General features: G+C 72.4%; 19 protein-coding genes. 11 read left to right on the top strand and 8 right to left on the bottom strand.

Features of this window, described 5'->3' with window-relative positions; translation table 11 throughout:
• Nucleotides 1-10: 10 nt before the first annotated feature.
• Nucleotides 11-832 (top strand): M23 family metallopeptidase, encoded by an 822-nt coding sequence (locus tag OG700_RS07870; protein WP_405610946.1) that lies wholly within the window; start codon nucleotides 11-13, stop codon nucleotides 830-832.
• An 80-nt stretch (nucleotides 833-912) separates the two neighbouring features.
• Here OG700_RS07870 and OG700_RS07865 read toward each other — a convergent pair whose 3' ends face one another.
• Complete coding sequence (locus OG700_RS07865; RefSeq protein WP_405610943.1) at nucleotides 913-1,194, bottom strand: HPr family phosphocarrier protein; 282 nt, start codon at nucleotides 1,192-1,194, stop codon at nucleotides 913-915.
• Nucleotides 1,195-1,329: 135 nt separating this feature from the next.
• Between OG700_RS07865 and OG700_RS07860 the strand changes: the two genes are divergently transcribed.
• The 4 genes from OG700_RS07860 to OG700_RS07845 are packed head-to-tail and all read left to right on the top strand — an operon-like array spanning nucleotide 1,330 to nucleotide 6,691.
• The gene (locus OG700_RS07860; RefSeq protein ID WP_405610940.1) at nucleotides 1,330-4,131 is read left to right on the top strand and encodes a GNAT family N-acetyltransferase; all 2,802 of its coding nucleotides are present in this window, start codon (nucleotides 1,330-1,332) and stop codon (nucleotides 4,129-4,131) included.
• 51 nt (nucleotides 4,132-4,182) lie between these two features.
• Nucleotides 4,183-4,782 carry a DUF5998 family protein gene (locus OG700_RS07855; protein ID WP_078074670.1) on the top strand — a complete coding sequence of 200 codons (600 nt, stop codon included), beginning with the start codon at nucleotides 4,183-4,185 and terminating at the stop codon, nucleotides 4,780-4,782.
• Complete coding sequence (locus tag OG700_RS07850) at nucleotides 4,782-5,993, top strand: alkaline phosphatase family protein (protein ID WP_405610936.1); 1,212 nt, start codon at nucleotides 4,782-4,784, stop codon at nucleotides 5,991-5,993. Before OG700_RS07855 ends, OG700_RS07850 begins: the two co-directional genes overlap by 1 nt.
• A 47-nt stretch (nucleotides 5,994-6,040) precedes the next feature.
• Nucleotides 6,041-6,691, top strand: coding sequence for a thymidine kinase (locus OG700_RS07845; protein ID WP_405610933.1), 651 nt, complete (start codon nucleotides 6,041-6,043; stop codon nucleotides 6,689-6,691).
• A 53-nt stretch (nucleotides 6,692-6,744) separates the two neighbouring features.
• On the opposite strand, the gene OG700_RS07840 is transcribed toward OG700_RS07845, so the two are convergent.
• Both OG700_RS07840 and OG700_RS07835 read right to left on the bottom strand, forming a co-directional pair.
• Nucleotides 6,745-7,719: an ABC transporter transmembrane domain-containing protein gene (locus OG700_RS07840; RefSeq protein WP_405610930.1), complete on the bottom strand. Its 975-nt coding sequence runs from the start codon at nucleotides 7,717-7,719 to the stop codon at nucleotides 6,745-6,747.
• A 96-nt stretch (nucleotides 7,720-7,815) separates the two neighbouring features.
• The gene (locus OG700_RS07835; RefSeq protein ID WP_405610927.1) at nucleotides 7,816-8,640 is read right to left on the bottom strand and encodes a VOC family protein; all 825 of its coding nucleotides are present in this window, start codon (nucleotides 8,638-8,640) and stop codon (nucleotides 7,816-7,818) included.
• Nucleotides 8,641-8,897: 257 nt separating this feature from the next.
• Here OG700_RS07835 and OG700_RS07830 point away from each other — a divergent pair, with 257 nt between their 5' ends.
• A complete protein-coding gene (locus tag OG700_RS07830; RefSeq protein ID WP_405610924.1) occupies nucleotides 8,898-9,734 on the top strand; it encodes a sulfurtransferase in 837 nt (278 codons plus the stop codon).
• Nucleotides 9,735-9,802: 68 nt separating this feature from the next.
• Here the strand turns inward: OG700_RS07830 and sepH are convergent, their stop codons facing one another.
• Nucleotides 9,803-10,855, bottom strand: coding sequence for a septation protein SepH (sepH, locus tag OG700_RS07825; RefSeq protein ID WP_405610921.1), 1,053 nt, complete (start codon nucleotides 10,853-10,855; stop codon nucleotides 9,803-9,805).
• 487 nt (nucleotides 10,856-11,342) lie between these two features.
• On the opposite strand from sepH, the gene OG700_RS07820 reads away from it, so the two are divergent.
• Nucleotides 11,343-12,191 (top strand): hypothetical protein, encoded by an 849-nt coding sequence (locus OG700_RS07820; protein ID WP_405610918.1) that lies wholly within the window; start codon nucleotides 11,343-11,345, stop codon nucleotides 12,189-12,191.
• A gap of 13 nt (nucleotides 12,192-12,204) precedes the next feature.
• Here OG700_RS07820 and OG700_RS07815 read toward each other — a convergent pair whose 3' ends face one another.
• A complete protein-coding gene (locus OG700_RS07815; RefSeq protein WP_405610915.1) occupies nucleotides 12,205-12,855 on the bottom strand; it encodes a TetR/AcrR family transcriptional regulator in 651 nt (216 codons plus the stop codon).
• An 82-nt stretch (nucleotides 12,856-12,937) separates the two neighbouring features.
• Here OG700_RS07815 and OG700_RS07810 point away from each other — a divergent pair, with 82 nt between their 5' ends.
• Nucleotides 12,938-13,345 carry a RidA family protein gene (locus tag OG700_RS07810; RefSeq protein ID WP_405610912.1) on the top strand — a complete coding sequence of 136 codons (408 nt, stop codon included), beginning with the start codon at nucleotides 12,938-12,940 and terminating at the stop codon, nucleotides 13,343-13,345.
• Nucleotides 13,346-13,410: 65 nt separating this feature from the next.
• On the opposite strand, the gene OG700_RS07805 is transcribed toward OG700_RS07810, so the two are convergent.
• Nucleotides 13,411-14,748, bottom strand: coding sequence for a D-arabinono-1,4-lactone oxidase (locus OG700_RS07805; protein WP_405610909.1), 1,338 nt, complete (start codon nucleotides 14,746-14,748; stop codon nucleotides 13,411-13,413).
• Nucleotides 14,690-15,955: an MFS transporter gene (locus OG700_RS07800; protein ID WP_405610906.1), complete on the bottom strand. Its 1,266-nt coding sequence runs from the start codon at nucleotides 15,953-15,955 to the stop codon at nucleotides 14,690-14,692. Before OG700_RS07800 ends, OG700_RS07805 begins: the two co-directional genes overlap by 59 nt.
• A gap of 154 nt (nucleotides 15,956-16,109) precedes the next feature.
• Between OG700_RS07800 and OG700_RS07795 the strand changes: the two genes are divergently transcribed.
• Both OG700_RS07795 and OG700_RS07790 read left to right on the top strand, forming a co-directional pair.
• The gene (locus OG700_RS07795) at nucleotides 16,110-17,237 is read left to right on the top strand and encodes a ferrochelatase (protein WP_405610903.1); all 1,128 of its coding nucleotides are present in this window, start codon (nucleotides 16,110-16,112) and stop codon (nucleotides 17,235-17,237) included.
• A gap of 138 nt (nucleotides 17,238-17,375) precedes the next feature.
• A complete protein-coding gene (locus tag OG700_RS07790) occupies nucleotides 17,376-18,194 on the top strand; it encodes an inositol monophosphatase family protein (RefSeq protein ID WP_405621516.1) in 819 nt (272 codons plus the stop codon).
• A gap of 108 nt (nucleotides 18,195-18,302) precedes the next feature.
• Here OG700_RS07790 and OG700_RS07785 read toward each other — a convergent pair whose 3' ends face one another.
• A complete protein-coding gene (locus OG700_RS07785) occupies nucleotides 18,303-18,476 on the bottom strand; it encodes a hypothetical protein (protein ID WP_187280419.1) in 174 nt (57 codons plus the stop codon).
• Between the two features lie 535 nt (nucleotides 18,477-19,011).
• Here OG700_RS07785 and OG700_RS07780 point away from each other — a divergent pair.
• A complete protein-coding gene (locus OG700_RS07780; protein ID WP_023538150.1) occupies nucleotides 19,012-19,665 on the top strand; it encodes a response regulator transcription factor in 654 nt (217 codons plus the stop codon).
• The last annotated feature ends 3 nt before the right edge of the window (nucleotides 19,666-19,668 follow it).

The following is a 19,668-nucleotide window of genomic DNA, read 5'->3' as shown; positions in this document are numbered from 1 at the left end:
CAGCCACTTCATGGCGTTCACCCGTGCCACCGGGAAGCACCGTGCCCCGGGCCGAATGACGCGCCGAGGCGCGAACATCGCCGGAGTCGCGACCCTCACCGCGGCCGGTGTCATCGGCACCCTCGGCTCCCCGGCGCTCGCCGCCGACCTGGAGGCGGCCGTCGCCGAGGACACCACCCCGGCCGCTCCGGACAGCCCGGCCACCCCGGTCCGCGCCATCGTCATCGACGACTCGCTCGCCGCAGAGATCGACGCCCAGGCCGACGCGCAGCGCCTGGCCGCCCAGCAGGCCGCCGCGGCGAAGGCGGCGGCCGAGACCGCCGCCCGCGCCGAGGCCGAGGCGAAGCGAAAGGCGGAGGCCCGCGCCAAGGAGATCCGCGAGGACAAGGAACGCGCGGCACGCGCCGCCGAGCGCGAACGTCTCAACGCCTACCGGCTCCCGGTCGCCGGCTCGCCCGTCACCACCGGATACCGGACCGGCGGCGGACTCTGGTCCTCCGGCAGCCACTCCGGCGTCGACTTCCGCGCCGCGTCCGGCACTTCGGTCGTGGCCGTCGGCGCGGGCACCGTCGTCGAGGCGGGCTGGGGCGGCGCGTACGGCAACAACGTCGTCATCCGTATGAACGACGGCACGTACACCCAGTACGGACACCTTTCCTCGGTCGGCGTCTCAGTCGGCCAGGGCGTCGCCCCGGGCACGCCGGTCGGCGTCGCGGGCTCGACCGGCAACTCCACAGGTCCGCACCTGCACTTCGAGGCGCGCACGAGCGAGGATTACGGCTCCGACATCGACCCGGTCGCGTATCTGCGCGCGCACGGCGTGGGCGTCTGACGGCTACGCACGTCGAAGGCCCCGGCGCGGGATGCCGGGGCCTTCGACGTAGGCGTACGTACCGCGTACCGGATACCCGGTCAGACGGTCTCGGGCAGCTCGTCCAGGCCCTCGGCGACCAGCTTCGCCAGCCGGTCGAGCGCGACGTCCGCGCCGTCCGCGTCGGAGGTCAGGACGATCTCGTCGCCGCCCTGCGCGCCCAGGCCCAGCACGGCGAGCATCGACGCCGCGTTGACCGGGCTGCCGTCGGACTTGGCGATCGTCACCGGAACGCCGGAGGCCGTGGCCGCCCGGACGAAGATGGAGGCGGGACGGGCGTGCAGGCCCTCGGCCCAGCCGACGTTGACGCGGCGCTCAGCCATGGTGTTGCCCTTCAAGTCACAGTTTGTTGTCTAGACCAGTGTGCCACGGGGCCCGGAGCGGGCCGATGAGGCACCCCCAGCCTGCCCCGCCGCAGGAGCCGACGCTACCGGTGTGCGCGCCGTAGGCTCTGAACCATGACGCCGCCGTCGCAGTACGCGTACCCCGCTCACTGGGAAGCAGACGTGGTCCTGCGCGACGGGGGCACCGCACGCGTCCGGCCCATCACCACCGACGACGCCGAACGGCTGGTCAGCTTCTACGAGCAGGTCTCCGACGAGTCGAAGTACTACCGTTTCTTCGCGCCCTACCCCCGGCTCTCCGACAAGGACGTGTACCGCTTCACCCACCACGACTACGTGGACCGGGTGGGCCTCGCCGTGACCGTCGGCGGCGAGTTCGTCGCCACCGTCCGCTACGACCGCATCGACAGCCGGGGCATGCCCGCGTCGGCCCCCGCCGACGAGGCCGAGGTCGCCTTCCTCGTGCAGGACGCGCACCAGGGGCGCGGGATCGCCTCCGCGCTCCTCGAACACATCGCCGCCGTGGCGCGCGAGCGCGGCATCCGGCGCTTCGCGGCGGAGGTACTGCCCGCCAACAACAAGATGATCAAGGTGTTCCGGGACGCCGGGTTCACCCAGAAACGCAACTTCGAGGACGGCTCCGTCCGCCTCGTCCTCGACCTCGAACCGACCGCCGAGTCCCTCGCCGTCCAGCGGGGCCGCGAGCAGCGCGCCGAGGCGCGCTCCGTGCGGCGGCTCCTCGGCCCGTCGTCGGTGGCCGTCATCGGCGCCGGACGCACGGCGGGCGGCGTCGGACGGACCGTACTGCGCAACCTCCTCGACGGCGGTTACACAGGGCGTACGTACGCGGTGAACGTGGCCCTGCCCCCGGAGCTGACCGAGATCGACGGCGTCCCGGCCGTGCGCTCCCTCGCCGGGATCGAGGAGCCCGTCGACCTCGCGATCGTCGCCGTCCCCGCCGAGCGGGTGCCCGGCGTCGTCGCGGACTGCGGCGAACACGGCGTCCAGGGCCTGGTCGTGCTCTCCGCCGGATACGCGGAGAGCGGCCCCGCCGGGCGGGAGCGGCAGCGCGAACTGGTGCGGCAGGCCCGCTCGTACGGCATGCGGGTCATCGGTCCCAACGCCTTCGGCGTCATCAACACATCGCCGCCCGTCCGGCTGAACGCCTCACTCGCGCCCGAGCCGCCCGGCCGGGGGCGGATCGGTCTCTTCACCCAGTCGGGCGCGATCGGCATCGCGCTGCTCGCCGGGCTGGTCCGGCGCGGCGCGGGGGTGTCCACCTTCATCTCGGCGGGCAACCGCGCGGACGTCTCGGGCAACGACTTCCTCCAGTACTGGCACGACGACCCGGACACCGACGTCGTGCTGCTCTACCTCGAATCGATCGGCAACCCGCGGAAGTTCACCCGGCTCGCCCGACGTACGGGGGCGCAGAAGCCGGTCGTCGTCGTGAAGGGGGCGCGCCACAGCGGCAGCGCGCCGCCGGGACACGCGGTGCCGGTCACCCGCGTCCCGGACGCGACGGTCTCGGCGCTGCTCAGCCAGGCGGGCGTGATCCGCGTGGACACCGTCACGGAACTGGTGGACGCGGGCCTCCTGCTCGCGAACCAGCCCCTGCCCGCCGGACCCCGGGTGGCGATCCTCGGCAACTCCGAGTCGCTGGGGCTCCTCACGTACGACGCGTGCCTGACGGAGGGCCTGCGCCCGCTGCCCCCGCTCGACCTCACGACATCGGCCCGCCCCGAGGACTTCCGTACCGCGCTGGCCGCGGCGCTGGCCGACCCGGGCTGCGACGCGGTCGTCGTCACGGCGATTCCCTCCGTGGGCGAGAACGGCGCGATGGAGTCGGGCGACGGCGAGGTTCTGGCGACGGCGCTGCGCGAAGCGGCGTCGACGGCGCCGGCGAAGCCGGTGGCGGTGGTCCACCTGGAGATCGGCGGCCTCGCGAAGGCCCTCTCGGCGGCCACGACGACGGCGCCCCGCCCGGGACCGGTGCCGGGACCGGTGCCGACCCCGCCACCGGACGCCGGCACCGTCCCCGGGCGGATGATCCCCGCCTACCCCGCCGCCGAGCGCGCCGTGCGCGCGCTCGGTCAGGCCGTCACCTACGCGCAGTGGCGGCGGCAGGCCGCCGAGCCCGGCAGAGTGCCCGAGTACGACGACATCGACGAGAGCGGGGCCGCCGCCCTCGTCGACCGGGTGCTCGGCGAGGCACCCGCCGACCCGCACGGCACGAGCCTCGGGGACGACGACACCCGGGAACTGCTGGGGCGGTACGGGATCGCCGTACGGCCCACGCTGCCCGCGCCCGGACCCGACGACGCCGTCGAGGCCGCCGCGCGCCTCGGCTATCCCGTCGCGCTCAAGACCACCGCGCCGCATCTGCGGCACCGGGCCGACCTCGGAGGCGTACGGCTCGATCTCACCGACGAGGAGCGGCTGCGGAGCGCGTACCGCGAACTCACCGAACTGCTCGGTGAGCCCGCCGAGCTGCGGCCCGTCGTCCAGGCGATGGCACCACGCGGGGTGGACACCGTCGTGCGCGCCGTCATCGACCCGGCCGCCGGCGCGGTGCTCTCGTTCGGGCTGGCCGGGGTGGCCTCCGAACTGCTGGGAGACGTGGCGCACCGCCTCGTCCCCGTCACCGGCCGCGAAGCGGCCGAACTGCCGCAGTCCATCCGCACCGCACCGCTGCTCTTCGGCTGGCGAGGCTCCGCGCCCGTCGACACCGCCGCCCTCGAAGAGCTGCTGCTCCGGGTGTCCCGGCTCGTCGACGACCACCCGGAGATTGTCTCCGTCGCGCTCGAACCGGTGGTCGTCGCCGCGCACGGCCTCTCGGTGCTCGGCGCGAGCGTCCGGCTCGCCCCGCCCCCGTCCCACGACGACCTCGGCCCCCGCCGCCTGCCGAGTTACTGACGGGGGTCCGCGCGGTCCGGGCCATACATTCCGCCACCGTAGGATGGGGCCATGGCGAAGACCGGTACGACGACCCAGGGGCTGCGCACGGCGATCGAGCGCAGTGGTTACTACCCGGCTCTCGTGGCCGAAGCGGTGGAGGCCGCTGTCGGAGGCGAGCCGATCGCGTCGTATCTGGTGCACCAGGAGACGACGTTCGACTCCAACGAGGTCCGCCGGCATGTCACCGTCCTCGTCCTCACGGCCCACCGCTTCATCGTCAGCCACACCGACGAGCAGGCCGCCGACACCAGTTCGCCGACGCCGTACGCCACCACCTCGACCGAGTCGGTCAAGCTGGACCGGATCTCGTCCGTCGTGGTCAGCCGCGTCGTCGCGAACCCCGAGTCGTACACCCCCGGCACCCTGCCCCGCGAGGTCGTCCTCACCATCGGCTGGGGCGCCGTCGCCCGGATCGATCTGGAGCCCGCCGCCTGCGGCGACCCCAACTGCGAGGCGGACCACGGCTACACCGGCAACTCCACCGCCGACGACCTGAGCCTGCGCGTCAGCGAGGCCGGTGACGGACCCGACACCGTACGGCAGACGCTCGTCTTCGCCCAGTCGCTCTCCGAAGCCACCGCTGCCGCCCCGTCGTCGACCGGCCGTTGATGGCCGCCGTGTCCACCGCCTGGCAGGACCCGGTCCCGCTCGCACTGAACACCGCGCCCGTCCCCGAGTACGGCGGTGGCTCGCTCGCCGACCTGCTGCCCACGCTCGTCGCGGGCCAGGGCGTCCGCGTACCGGGCACCGACCCGGCCGCCGTCATCCCCGAACTCACCCCGGCCGACCGCAACTGCGTCTTCCTGATCGACGGCCTCGGCTGGCAGCAGATCAAGGACCACCCCGACGAGGCGCCGTATCTGACATCCCTGCTGGGCACCTCACGCGGCGGCACCGGCCGGCCGATCACCGTCGGGTTCCCCGCCACCACCGCGACGTCCCTCGCCTCCGTCGGTACGGGCCTGCCGCCGGGTGTGCACGGCCTGCCCGGCTACACCGTGCGCGACCCCGCGACCGGCGCGCTGATGAACCAGCTCCGCTGGCGCCCGTGGACCGACCCGCACGTCTGGCAGCCGTATCCCACGATCTTCCAGCTCGCCGACGCCGCCGGGATCCACACCGCGCAGGTGTCGTCCCCGATCTTCGAACGCACCCCGCTCACCGAGGTCGCCCTGAGCGGCGGCACCTTCCACGGCCGGCTCTCCGGCGAGGAGCGGATGGACCTCGCCGCCGCCCAACTGGCCGCGGGGGACCGGTCGCTGGTCTACACGTACTACAGCGAGGTCGACGGCAAGGGTCACAAGTTCGGCATGGACTCCGACGCCTGGCGCGGCCAGTTGATGTACGTGGACCGGCTCGCCCAGCGCCTCGCCGAGCAACTGCCGCCCCGCGCCGCCCTGTACATCACCGCCGACCACGGCATGATCGACATCCCCTTCGACGAGCGGTCGCGCATCGACTTCGACGAGGACTGGGAGCTGCGCGCCGGCGTCGCCCTCCTCGGCGGCGAGGGCCGGGCCCGCCACGTCTACGCGGTGCCGGGCGCCGAGGCGGACGTGCACGCCGTCTGGCGCGAGGTGCTGGGCGAGCAGTTCTGGGTCGCGAGCCGCGACGAGGCCATCGCCGCGGGCTGGTTCGGCCCGCCGGACACGGTGCTGGAGCGCGTGTACGGCCGGCTCGGCGATGTCGTGGCCGCCGCCTACGACGACGTCGTGATCACCGCGTCCGTCCGTGAGCCGCGTGAGTCCGAGATGGTCGGGATGCACGGCTCGATGACCCCCGTCGAGCAGTTGGTACCGCTCCTCGAAGTACGCTCGTAGCCGCCATCCCCGGGTTGTACCCGTATCTGAAAGGCCGTCACTTCCTCATGCCCGAGCTGGTGTTCTTCTCCGGAACGATGGACTGCGGAAAGAGCACCCTGGCTCTTCAGATCGAGCACAACCGCTCGGCCCGCGGCCTGCTGGGCATGATCTTCACGCGTGACGACCGCGCGGGCGAGGGCAAGCTCTCCTCCCGGCTCGGCCTGGTGACCGACGCCGTCGAGGCCGCCGAGGACTTCGACTTCTACGCGTACATCGTCGACCGCCTCTCCCAGGGCGGCCGTTGCGACTACGTCATCGCCGACGAGGCCCAGTTCCTCGCCCCCGGACAGGTCGACCAGCTCGCCCGGATCGTGGACGACCTCGACCTGGACGTCTTCGCCTTCGGTATCACCACCGACTTCCGCACCGAACTGTTCCCCGGCTCGCGACGGCTGGTGGAACTCGCCGACCGCGTCGAGGTGCTCCAGGTCGAGGCGCTGTGCTGGTGCGGGGCGCGGGCCACGCACAACGCCCGTACGGTCGGCGGGCAGATGGTGGTCGAGGGCGCGCAGGTCGTCGTCGGCGACGTGTACCAGTCCGAGGACGAGGTCGGTTACGAGGTGCTGTGCCGGCGCCACCACCACCGCCGTATGACATCGGCCTCGGCCCGTGCGGGCGTCCTCTCCCCGGACGTCCTTCCGGTCAACGGCGCCTGATCTCGGGACTGTTGGTCCCGACACGCCTCCCCGGGCACAGGACTGGACATGTCTCAGAACCAAGTTTTGCATTGAGCTAGAACAACTCGGTTGCCTGGTCGTTGGCCGGTTGTTGTCCAGGGTGGGGACATCGCCGGGGACACGTCGGAAGGCGGGGGCACCGCGGACATGGGCGTGCCGCCCACCAGGATTTCGCCCTGACTCGGCTGGTAGAAGCGGCAGATGAGGGAGAAGACCGTGGACTTGCCCGCCCCGGACCGGCCGACGAGCGCCAGGTGGGAACGGTCGGGGACAGTGAACGAGATCTGCTTCAGCACGGGGTGGTCGCCGTAGGAGAAGTGGACACCACGAAACTCCAGGGCCGGGGGCGCCGAGCCGTTGCCCGCCGGCCTCGCCGACAGCTCGTTCCCCGCCACGTACTCCGGCGGCGCCGGTTCCCCCGCCGCCCCCTGGACGCGCGGGGTTTCCCGTGGTGTACGGACGTCCAGGTTCTCCTCCACCGAAAGGTTCAGGGTCTCCTGGATCCTGTTCATCGACCCCATGGCCTTCCGCAGGTCCGCGCCCGCGTCGAAGAGGTCCCCCACCGGGATCACCAGGTACATGACGTACAAGAGCATGGTGACGAGTTCACTCAGCGACGAGGAGCCGGAGGCGACCCGGATACCGCCGAACAGCAGGGCGAACATGAAGGAACCGGTGACCGCGAGATGGATCGCCGGGTTCACCAGAGCGGTGAGCTTGGATGTCCGCACACCCGCCGTGTAGGCCTGGTGCGCACTCGCCGTCAGCCGCTCGATCTCCGCGGCCTCGGCGTGGTTGACCTTGACCGTACGGATCGCGCTGAGCGCCCGCTCAAGATCCGCCGACAGCTGGCCCACGTTCCGCTGTACCTGCTCCGCCGCGCTCTCGATCCGCGAAAGCACGGCGAGCAGGGTGAGTCCGGCGACCGCGAACGACGCGACGACCAACGCGAACAGCAGCGGATCGAGCCTGTCCTCGCCCGCGCGATCGTCACACGTGAAGATCATGCCCAACGGCCGCGGGCCGAGCGATGGCCCGGCCTGTTCACCGACGCCGTACGGCGGCCGTCCGACTCAACGGCGCGCCCACACCCCGTCCCTGACTCAGCGCGCCGCCGACCGCACGACGCTGAAGACCGCGCCCTCCGGGTCGGCCACGGTCGCGACCCGGCCCGCCGCCGTCTCCCACGGCGGGTCGATCAGATGCCCGCCCAGCTCGGCGACGCGCAGCGCCGCGGCGTCGGTGTCGTCCACCTCGAAGTACGTCATCCAGTGCGAGCCGCGGCTGCGGCCCGGACCCTCGCCCACCCCGCGCAGCGTCGCCACCGCACGCCCGTCGAGGCGCAGTGTCAGCTTGTCGGCCCCGGCCGGGTCGGTCGGCGCCACGTCGTAGCCGAAGACGGACCGGTAGAACGTGCCCGCCCACGCGGCCTCGTGGGTCAACAGCTCGTTCCAGACCGGCGTTCCGTGCGGCACCGCCCCCGCCACCGCCCCTGCCCCTGCCCCTGCTGACACGGTGCCGGTGCCTGTGCCCGTGCCGGACTGCGCCTGGCGGATCCCGAAGACCGCGCCGGCCGGGTCCGACGCCAGGGCGACGCGCCCGTCCACGCCCGCGTCCAGCGGCCCCACCCCGACGGTGCCGCCGCAGCATCTGATCGACTCCGCCGTCGCGTCGGCGTCGTCCGTCGCCAGATACGTCGTCCACGCGAGCGGCAGCCGCCGCTCCGGCGCCAGTTGGCCGATGTCGGCGACCTCCGCGCCGTCGAGGACGCCGCGCAGGTGCGCGCCCATGCCCTCGGGCCCCGGGACGCGGACGAACTTCCAGCCGAACAGGGCTCCGTAGAAGTCCCGCGTCGCGCCAAGGCCGTGCACCATCAGACTCACCCAGCAAGGCGTGCCGGGGGTGTGCCGGATCGCTGCCTCGGTCATCGTCACTCTCTCCTCGGACCGTTCGGGGACGGTCGTGATCGCGATGGGCGTACGGAGGACGGGGCGCACGCCTCCAGCGGCGCGGCCGGGTGCCAGAGCAGATGGTTCCACTTCTGGCCGTGTGCGGCGCCCCGGCCGCGCCGCTTTTGGCGCGATCCCGCAAGAGGATGACCGTTTTGACAGCGACGTAACGTCGCCGTGCTGTCACGCACCGCGTCAAAGCCGAACGCCCCTGCCGGTGCGCGAGGATGGGACGTATGACAGTCACCATCTCCGCGTCCGAACTCGCCGCCCTGACGGCCGGCCCCCGGCCGCCCGTCCTGCTCGACGTCCGCTACGCGCCCGGCGCCCCGCCCGGCCGCCCGGAGTACGAGGCCGGCCATCTGCCCGGCGCCGTCTTCGTCGACCTCGAAGCGGAGCTGTCCGACCCGCCCGGCGCCGGTGGCCGCCATCCGCTGCCCGGCGTCGCGGCGTTCGGCGCCGTGATGCGCCGCGCGGGCGTCTCGGCCGGCACACCGGTCGTCGTCTACGACGGAGGGCTCGGCTGGGCCGCGGCCCGCGCCTGGTGGATGCTGCGCTGGACCGGCCACCAGGACGTAACGGTGCTGGACGGCGGACTCGCGGGCTGGGACGGCCCGTTGACCACCGAGATCCCCGCGCCGGACGAGGGCGACTTCAGCCCCGTACCGGATTCGCTCCCGCTGCTCGACGCGGACGGCGCCGCCGCGCTGGCCCGCGACGGGCTGCTGTTCGACGCGCGGGCGGCGGAGCGCTACCGGGGCGACGTCGAACCGCTGGACCGCGTCGGCGGGCACATTCCGGGCGCGGTGTCGGCGCCCACCTCCGAGAACGTCGGCGCGGACGGCCGTTTCCTCCCCGCCGAGACGCTCGCCGCCCGGTTCAAGGCGCTGGGCGCGACGGGCGACTCCGGCGGCCCCCAGGTCGGCGTCTACTGCGGCTCCGGGGTCTCCGCGGCGCACCAGTTGGTGGCGCTGGAGATCGCGGGCATTCCCGCGGCGCTGTACGCCGGTTCCTGGTCCCAGTGGACGGCGGACCCCGCACGCCCGGTGGCGACGGGCCCCGACCCCCGGTAACTCGTGGCGCGGCAGGGGCCGTACGCGACGCACGCGTACGGCCCCGGCCACTCGGCGGTGAATTCCGCTCAGTCCTGCTTCTTGCGGCGCGTGCCGAAGACGATCTCGTCCCAGCTCGGCACGGCGGCACGGCGGTTGGGCCGTACCCCGTCGGCCTCCGCCTGACGGTCCGTCGTGCCGGTCAGCCGGTCGCGGTGCCCTGCCACCGAACGCGGCATCAGCACATCCGCGTACGCGGACCCCGCGCCCGCCGAGGCGGCCGGTGCCACCGGCTCCTCCTCGTCGTCCATCTGACCGGGGTCGATCGTCGGCGGCTCGGGCTGCGACGGCCGCTCCGGGACCACCATGTCGCCCCGGAAGCTCGGCACCGCCTCCAGCAGGCTGGTCAGGGTGTCGCGCTCGCTGGTGTCCTCGTCCGGGTCCGGCGCCGACGGCCGCTCCATCTGCCGTTCGAGCGCGCGGTCGAGAGGCCGTTCACGATCCCTCGGCAGCCGCGCGATACGCGGGACGAACGGAAAGCTCGGCTCCTTCGTACCGACGGCGAGCGAGTCGTCCGTCTCCCCGATCAGGGAGCGCGCCTCGTCGTCGACGGCCTGGACGAGCCGCCGGGGCGGGTCGTACGTCCAGCTCGCCGAGTGCGGTTCGCCCGCGACCCGGTAGACGAGCAGGACTTCCCAGGTGCCGTCGTCGCGGCGCCACGAGTCCCACTGCGCGGTCTCCTTCTCGGCGCCGCGCATGAGCAGCCGCTCGTGCACCGCCTCGCCCAGCTGGGGACCGGTGTTCTCGCCGGGGCGGCGCACCGCGGTCTTCCTGGCGCGCTCGGCCATGAAGGCGCGCTCGGCCAGCACGGGACCCTCGAAGCGCCGGACCCGGTCGACCGGGATCCCGGCCATCTGGGCGACCTCCTCGGCGGAGGCTCCGGAACGTATCCGCGCCTGGATGTCACGGGGCCTGAGGTGGCTCTCCACCTCGATCTCGATCTGGCCGAGGCGTGCGCGGTCGTTGCGTACGGCGGCGCGCAGCCGCTCGTCGATGGGGAGCGTGTACTCCGTGCTGTCGGCAGCCTTGAGCACCAGTCGTGTGCCGTCGTTGGAGACGGCCACGACACGCAGTTCGGGCATGGGGACCTCCCGGGTGGTGCCTGCCGACGTCACGTGCGTCGCTGCTTCCGCTAGTCGAGTGTGACCTGCCCGGGTGCAGCCTGCCACAACCTTGCCGAGTTGCCCGGCGTGTCGGGCACGGGCCCTGGAACGCCGTCATGACACGGTTGCCTGTTTGCGACTCAGAGTGACAGACCTGGTCACGCTGTGTAGCAGGCGCCCGTGCGGTGCCATCGCGCCGCCGGATCGAGTGCCACTTCGGCCCCCTCCCGTAGACCCGGACGCCTGTGAGGGAGTCCGGCCCCAGGGCTCGCCACAGTACTCCATTCGGACCATCGGGGTGGACTGCCGCGCTGCCGAAGTTCTCCGGGGGCGCGGCAGTTGAGGGGGTGTCCGTATCCCGCACGCGTGTCCCAATTCACACATTCTCCAGAAGCGGAACTATCCGATTCGCTCAAATGTCTCTCCCTGGTGCACGGTGGCACAGATGGGCAAGCAGAGGTTGGAGATGAATCAGAGGCAGAATTCGGGCATTTCACGCATCCGGACCGGCGAAGAGGCGGCGACGCAACGGCTCGAACTGAGCGTCCCGCAGGTCGCCGGCAGCGCGCTCGCGGCGATCGCGGCGGCGGTGTTCGCCTCCAAGCTCGGGGTGTACGGCACGATCATCGGCGCCGGAGTGGTGAGCGTGATCGCCACCTGCGGTGGCACGGTCTTCCAGCACCTGTTCCGGCGCACCGGTGACCAGATACGCGAGGTCTCGGTCCAGGTGAAGCCGAAGGCGCGCCAGGTGTACGACTCCGAGCCGGCCCCCGCCCCGCGTCCGGCGCGCGCCGGACAGCCTCCCCAGGAGGCCGCAGCGCAGGACGAGTTCGGGGGAGCCACCACGTACGGCACACGCGTACGCGGCTGGAAGCGGCCCGTCGTCGCGGCCGTGGTCGTCTTCGCCGTGGCGATGCTGGCCATCACCGGCTACGAGTTGGCCGCCGGCCAGGACCTGAGCGGCGGCAAGGGAACGACCTTCAGCTCCGTCGTACGGGGCGGCGACTCCGGCGGGGACTCCGAGCCCGACGCACCGGCCGGACCGCGGGACGACGGCACGGGCGTGGGCACCGGCCCGGGCACCGCCGACACCCCGACGCCCACCCCGTCCGCGCCGTCCGCGCCTGACACCGGGCAGGGCCCGAACCCGGACCGGGACCCGAACTCCCCGCAGACCGGCGGCCCTTCGGGCGAGCCGGCACCGGAGACGTCGCGACCGGGCGCCGGATCGGGCGACTCCCAGGGCCAGGAGGTCTCGCCACCGCCGCAGTCCACGGCACCGACGCCTCCACAGCCCGCCACGCCGTCGCCGTAGCGCCGTCCGGGCTTCAGGGCCTGTCGCCGCCATCACGAGAGCCGGGCGCGGCCGGTGGCAGGCGTCCCCAGCCACGCTCGACCGACCGGCGGCAGCGGTCGGGTTCGTCTCCCGCGCTGGTGAACAGTGCGGTCAGCAGGGGCACGCCGTGAGCGAGTGTCTGGTACGGCAGGGGGCCTGTGGCGACGAGTGAGGCGAGTCCGTGGCCGATGGTCCAGCTCTGTACCGCCAGTTCCAGCGGGTCGACCTCGTCGCGGAAGCGGCCGTTCGCCTTGGCCCGGTCGATGGCGCGGACGAGGCGGTGCAGGGTCGCGTCCGCGGGGACGGTGGCTTCGAGGTCGAAGCCCGCGTCGAACATGACGCGGTAGAGATCGGGGTTCTCCAGGGCGTTGGCCAGGTAGGCGGTTCCCAGTGCGGCGAGGTCCCGTACCGGGTCCGCGGACATGTCGACGGCCGAGAGCCGGGCGGCCAGGCGCGTGAAGCCTTCTTGCCGCAGCGCCTTCCACAGGCCGTCCATGCCGCCGAAGTAGGTGTAGACGGCCATCGTTGAGACACCGGTTCCGGCGACCAGGGTGCGGAGTGTGACCGGTTGTCTCGTCCGCAGCATCTGTCCGGCCCGGTCGAGCAGCAGGGAGCGGACCGCTGGATCTTTCGTCCTCGCCATGGCCCCACAATACATAGCACCGCTATGCTTTGATCTGGTGCTGATCCTGCTCCTTCCGACACCAATGAGAAAGAGGCCGTTCATGTCCGTGACGATGGTCAATCCCGAGGGGTTGCCGAAGCCCGATGTCTACCGGCAGATGTCGGTCGCAACCGGATCGAAGCTGGTGTTCCTCGCGGGGCAGGTCGCCCGCGATGCCGACGGCCGACCCGTGGGCGAGGGAGACTTCGCGGCTCAGGTCGAGCAGTGCTATCTCAATATCGGCACCGCTCTGGCCGCGATCGGCGGATCCTTCGACGACGTGGCGAAACTCACCGTCTACGTCGTCGACTGGAGTCCCGAGAAGATGCCCCTGCTGGGTGAGGGCGTGGGCCGGGCGGCCGCGAAAATGGGCATCGATCCGGTCAAGCCGATCACCCTGCTGGGCGTCGCGGCGCTGGGGGAACCGGATCTCCTGGTCGAGGTCGAAGCGACCGCAGTCATCGAATAGCCGTACCGCGGCGCGTGAGGACGGACCACCGGACCACCCAGGGCCACCCCAGGCGCCGCGCGGCCCTACGCCCCGATGACCCGCCGCAGATACGGATTGGCGAACAGCCGCTCCGGGTCCAGCCGGTCGCGTACCGCCGTGAACTCCTCGAAGCGCGGATAGACCCCGGCCAGATACGCCGCGTCCCGCGTGTGCACCTTGCCCCAGTGCGGCCGGCCGCCGTGCGCGGTCATGATCCGTTCCACCGCCGTGAAGTACGAGCGGTAGGGCGTGCCCCGGTACAGATGCACCGCGACGTACGCCGTCTCCCGGCCCGACGCCGTCGACAGCGGGATGTCGTCGGCGGGCGCGGTCCGTACCTCCACCGGGAAACTCACCCGCAGGGGGGACCGCTCGATCATGGCCTTGACCTCGCGCAGCGCGCCCACCGCCGCCTCGCGGGGCAGGGCGTACTCCATCTCCACGAAGCGCACGCGGCGCGGATTCGTGAAGACCTTGTAAGGGATGTCCGTGTACAGGCGGGCGGAGAGGGCGCGGCTGGCGACCCGGGCGATCGCGGGGATGGTCCTGGGCACCGCGCGACCGATCGAACAGGCCACCTGGAACAGCCCGTTGGAGAGGAGTTCGTCCTCGATCCAGCCGCTGACCGCGCCGGGCGGGGCCGCCGGGCCGGCGCTGCGGTTGTTGCGCTTGGTGTTGCAGTTGCCGGTGTGCGGGAACCAGTAGAACTCGAAGTGCTCGTTCTCCGCGACGAGCCCGTCGAAGTCGGCCGTGACCCGGTCGAAGGACATCGGCTCCTCCCGCGCGGTCAGCAGGAAGACCGGCTCCACGGCGAAGGTGATCGCGGAGACGACACCCAGCGCGCCCAGTCCGATCCGGGCGCTCGCGAAGATCTCCGGATTCTCGGCCGGCGAACACGTCAGCACCGAACCGTCCGCCGTGACCAGTTCGAGCGCCCGGATCTGCGCGGCGATCGAGGCCGATTCACGGCCGGTGCCGTGCGTGCCCGTGGACGTCGCGCCCGCGACGGTCTGATCCATGATGTCGCCCATGTTCGTGAGCGACAGGCCCTCCCTGGCCAGGGCCTCGTTCAGGCGCCTCATCGGGGTGCCCGCCTCCACCGTGACGGTGTGGGCCGTCCGGTCGATCTCGCGGATCCCGGTGAGCAGATCGGGCCGTATCAGCAGGCCGTCGGTGGCCGCCGCCGACGTGAACGAGTGCCCCGTACCGACCGCCTTGACCCGCAGCCCGTCCCCGGCGGCCGTCCGGACCGCGTCGGCCAGCTCCGCCACGGAGGCGGGGGAGACCGTGCGGGCGGGCCGCGCGCTCACGTTCCCCGCCCAGTTACGCCAGGTGCTTGTCGCGTTCCTCGTCGTCGCCGTGCCCGGACCGGTGTCGGTCATCAGCCCCACGCCCCTCCCCATCCGTTGACCGTTCCCGCAGCCGGCGGTGGCCCAGCAGCGCCACCACGGCCGCGGCCACGCCCGCCACGACCGGTACAGCGAACCCCGCCCGCGCCCCGGAGGCGTCGACCACCCATCCCGCGGCGGACGAACCGAGCGCCACTCCGACGGCGAGTCCGGTACTGGTCCAGGTCATGCCCTCGGTGAGCTTGGTGCGAGGTACGTGCGCCTCGACGAGGGCCATCGTCGTCACCATCGTCGGTGCGATCGAGAGGCCGGCGACGAAGAGCGCCACGGCCAGGATCGGCAGACTCCCGGCCAGTTGGAGGGGGATCATACTCACGGCCATCGCGCAGACTCCCACCAGCCACCTCCTGGACGCGCTGCCCCGCGGGCGCAGCAGCCCGAAGACGGCGCCGGCGAGGCAGGAGCCGAACGCGTACACGGCGAGCACGAGGCTCGCCACCGCCTTGTTCCCCCGCTCCTCCGCGAACGCCACCGTCACCACGTCGATGGAGCCGAAGATCGCGCCGGTCGCCACGAACGTGACCACCAGCACCTTCAGCCCGGGGGAGCGCAGCGCCGTGCCCCGGGTGTGGTGCTCGCGCGACTGCGGCACCGGTTCGGTGGCGCGCTGCGCCGTCAGCCAGAAGACCCCCACCAGCAGGAACAGCGCGGCCAGCAGCGGCCCGGCCGCGGGGAACCAGGCCGTGGACAGCCCGATCGCGATGATCGGGCCGAAGATGAAGCACACCTCGTCGACGATCGACTCCCACGCGTACGCGGCGTGCAGCTCGCGCGGCGCCCCCCGGTAGATCTCCGCCCAGCGCGCCCGGACCATCGACCCCACGCTCGGCACGGCGCCCGCGCCGGCGGCGAAGACGAAGAGCGTCCACTCGGGCGCCGACCGCTGGGCGCACAGCAGCAGCCCGGCGACGGCCGTCACGGCGGTCAGCGCGGCCGGCCGCAGCACCCGCCGCTGGCCGTGCCGGTCCACCAGCCGGGAGATCAGCGGACCCACCCCGGCGGCGGACAGCGCCAGCGTCGCCGCCAGGGCGCCGGCCAGCCCGTACCGCCCGGTGAGCTGGGAGACCATCGTCACGATGCCGATGCCCATCATGGACAGCGGCATCCGGCCGACGAGGCCGGCCGCGCTGAATCCCCGGGTGCCGGGCGCGGCGAAGATCGCACGGTAGGGACTGACCACGTGTCGCTCCGGTGGGCGCTGTCGCGAGTGACGGCGCGTACGGCCGCTGAGCACTGGCGGTAAGGAATGAACAGGCCCACACAGCTTACGGCCCGGCCTCCCCGAGCGTGGGAGCGGTTCACCGCACTCCAGCGGCGGATGGCAGGATCGAGTCATGGCCGAACAGCTTGCGACTTCTCCGTACGACGCCCTTCTCCTGCTGTCCTTCGGCGGCCCGGAAGGCCCGGACGACGTGGTGCCGTTCCTGCGGAACGTGACGCGTGGCCGGGGCATCCCCGAGGAGCGGCTGAAGGAGGTTGGGCAGCACTACTTCCTGTTCGGCGGGGTCAGCCCGATCAACGAACACAACCGCGCGCTGCTGGCGGCGCTGCGCGAGGACTTCGCCGAACACGGCCTGAACCTGCCCGTCTACTGGGGCAACCGCAACTGGGCGCCCTGTCTGACCGACACCCTGCGGGAGATGACCAAGGACGGCAGACGCCGCGTCGCCGTCCTGGCCACCAGCGCGTACGCCTCCTACTCGGGCTGCCGCCAGTACCGCGAGAACCTCGCGGACGCGCTCGCCACACTCGTGGACGAGGGTCTTCAGCCGCCCCGTATCGACAAGTTGCGGCACTACTTCAACCACCCCGGCTTCGTACGGCCCATGACCGAGAGCGTGCTCGCGTCCCTCGCCGACCTGCCCGAGGAGCTGCGCGCGGGGGCGCACCTCGCCTTCACCACCCACTCCGTGCCGGTGGCCGCCGCCGACACCTCGGGCCCCGTCGAGGACCACGGGGACGGCGGCGCGTACGTCGCCCAGCACCTCGACGTGGCGCGGCAGATCGCCGACACGGTGCGCGAGGAGACCGGCGTCGAGCACCCCTGGCGGCTCGTCTACCAGTCGCGCAGCGGCGCCCCGCACACCCCGTGGCTGGAGCCCGACATCTGCGACCACCTCCAGGACCTGCACGGCGCGGGCGCCCCGGCGGTCGTCATGGTCCCCATCGGGTTCGTCTCGGACCACATGGAGGTGCTGTACGACCTCGACACCGAGGCCACGGCGAAGGCAGCCGAACTGGGCCTGCCCGTAAGGCGCTCGGCGACGGTGGGCGCCGACGGGCGGTTCGTCGCGGCCGTACGCGACCTGCTCCTGGAGCGCGCGGCGACCGAGCGGGGGCGCGCGGTGGAACGGTGCGCGCTCGGGGCGCTCGGTCCGAGCCACGACGTCTGCCCGGTCGGCTGCTGCCCCGCCCGCACGCCCCGGCCGGCCGCCGCGGGTGCCGACAGCCCGTACGCCTGAATTCCCGTACGCCCCACGGCCCCGACGCCCCACGGCCCGACGCCCCGCACGCCCGACGCCCCACGGCCCCGACGCCCCGCACGCCCGACTCCCGTCCCACCGCCCGGTGCCCTCCCGAGGAGTGACCCGCCCGTGACCGTGCCCCGCCCGGACGTCGACACCGACGCCCTCACCTCCGAACTGCTCGCCCTCGCCCTTCAGGCCGCGCGCCGGGCCGGGGCGCTGCTGCGCGACGGCCGTCCGGCCGACCTGGGCGTGGCCGCGACGAAGTCCAGTCCCATCGACGTCGTCACGGAGATGGACATCGCCGCAGAGAAGCTGATCACCGGCTTTCTGGCCGAGAACCGCCCTGACGACGGCTTCCTCGGTGAGGAGGGCGCGAGTTCGGCGGGCAGCAGCGGCGTCCGCTGGGTGATCGACCCGCTGGACGGCACCGTCAACTACCTGTACGGGCTGCCGACCTGGGCCGTGTCCATCGCCGCCGAACGCGACGGCGTCACGCTCGTCGGCGTCGTCGAGGCCCCGATGCGGCGCGAGACCTTCCGGGCCGTGCTCGGCGGCGGCGCGTACCTCAACGACCGGCCGGTGAGCTGCCGCCCGGCACCGCCGCTGGAGCAGGCGCTGGTCTCGACCGGCTTCAACTACGTCACCACCGTCCGCACCCACCAGGCGTCCCTGGCGGCGCGGCTCATCCCGCGGCTGCGGGACATCCGGCGCGGTGGCTCCGCGGCCGTCGACCTGTGCGACGTCGCCGCGGGCCGGCTCGACGGCTACTACGAGCGCGGTCTGCACCCGTGGGACCTCGCGGCCGGTGAACTCGTCGCACGTGAGGCGGGCGCCCTCACCGGCGGCCGTCCCGGCGCCCCGGCCGACGGCGACCTCACGGTGGCGGCCACCCCGGGCGTCTTCGAACCGCTCCAGGCGCTGCTGGAGGAGTACGGCGCCTGGCACGACTGAGCGCGCGGGCCCGGCCAGGCCGGACCCTCACCCGGCCCGTCCGGACCCGGCCCGGACAGGGAAGGACCCCGGCACCGTCCCATGGTGCCGGGGTCCGTCCCGCGCGGGTCACACGTTCGCGGCGCCGAACTGAACGCCGTGCTCGGCGGCGAGGCGGTGCAGATCCTCCAGCTCCTCCTGCTCGACCTCCGCGAGGAAGTCGTCGCCCGTCTCACGAGCCCGGGTGAGATCGGACTCCGTGGCCCTTATGCGCTGTAGCAGACCTGCGGTGAATGCGTCCATTGCGCCCCCTCGGCGTGGGTCGATGGCACGGGGGTGTGCCGACGTCGTGGATCAAGTGGCACCTGGAAGTGCCGACGGCGGTCGATCACGCACCACTCCCTCTGGGGGACAGAGCGGGTAGTGGCATGCCACGTGAAGGCCGTGATCTCGGGTGTGCACTCGTCATCCCCAGGGCGTGTCCACGAGAAACCTCTCCTCAATCAGGAATCTTCCGTATTCCTTCCGTATGCCGGACGGACGGCATTGTCTTACCGCCGGTTTATGCGCGTAGCGGGCAGGATGGGCCCGCACAACCAGTGCCAGGGCGTGTTGCGAAAGCAGCGCCGTCCGCCCGAAGGGCGGGGCCGACGGCGTCTGGTGCGTGCGCTCGCAAGGCGGAGAATCGTGCTCGTACTGGACGTATTTGGACGATTCCGGCAACGCGGCGAGCGTGCGTGCCAGTCGTCGTCGGCCAGGCGGGACTTTCGAAACACGCCCTACGACCTGCCCGGTTCCCCGGATCTCCGGCGATGGGCTCCACAGGAAGGACAGCGACGTGCGCGTACTCGTCGTCGAGGACGAGCAGCTGCTCGCCGATGCGGTGGCCACCGGGCTGCGCCGGGAGGCCATGGCCGTCGACGTCGTGTACGACGGCGCCGCGGCCCTGGAGCGGATCGGGGTCAACGACTACGACGTCGTGGTGCTCGACCGTGACCTCCCACTGATCCACGGCGACGACGTCTGCCGCAAGATCGTCGAGCTGGGCATGCCCACCCGGGTGCTGATGCTCACGGCGTCCGGCGACGTCAGCGACCGGGTCGAGGGCCTGGAGCTGGGCGCCGACGACTACCTCCCCAAGCCCTTCGCCTTCACCGAGCTGACCGCCCGCGTGCGGGCGCTCGGCCGCCGTACGACCGTCCCGCTGCCGCCGGTCCTCGAACGGTCGGGCATCAAGCTCGACCCGAACCGCCGCGAGGTCTTCCGGGACGGCAAGGAGATCCAGCTCGCGCCCAAGGAGTTCGCCGTCCTCGAAGTGCTCATGCGCAGCGAGGGTGCCGTGGTCTCCGCCGAGCAGCTGCTGGAGAAGGCCTGGGACGAGAACACCGACCCCTTCACCAACGTCGTGCGCGTCACGGTCATGACGCTGCGCCGCAAGCTCGGCGAGCCGCCCGTGATCGTCACCGTGCCCGGCTCCGGTTACCGGATCTGATGC

Origin of the sequence: Streptomyces sp. NBC_01508 (assembly GCF_045040315.1) — a bacterium.
Classification (GTDB): Bacteria; Actinomycetota; Actinomycetes; order Streptomycetales; family Streptomycetaceae; genus Streptomyces.
Note: the sequence above shows the minus strand (reverse complement) of the source record. Positions and strands in the feature narration are given on the sequence as shown.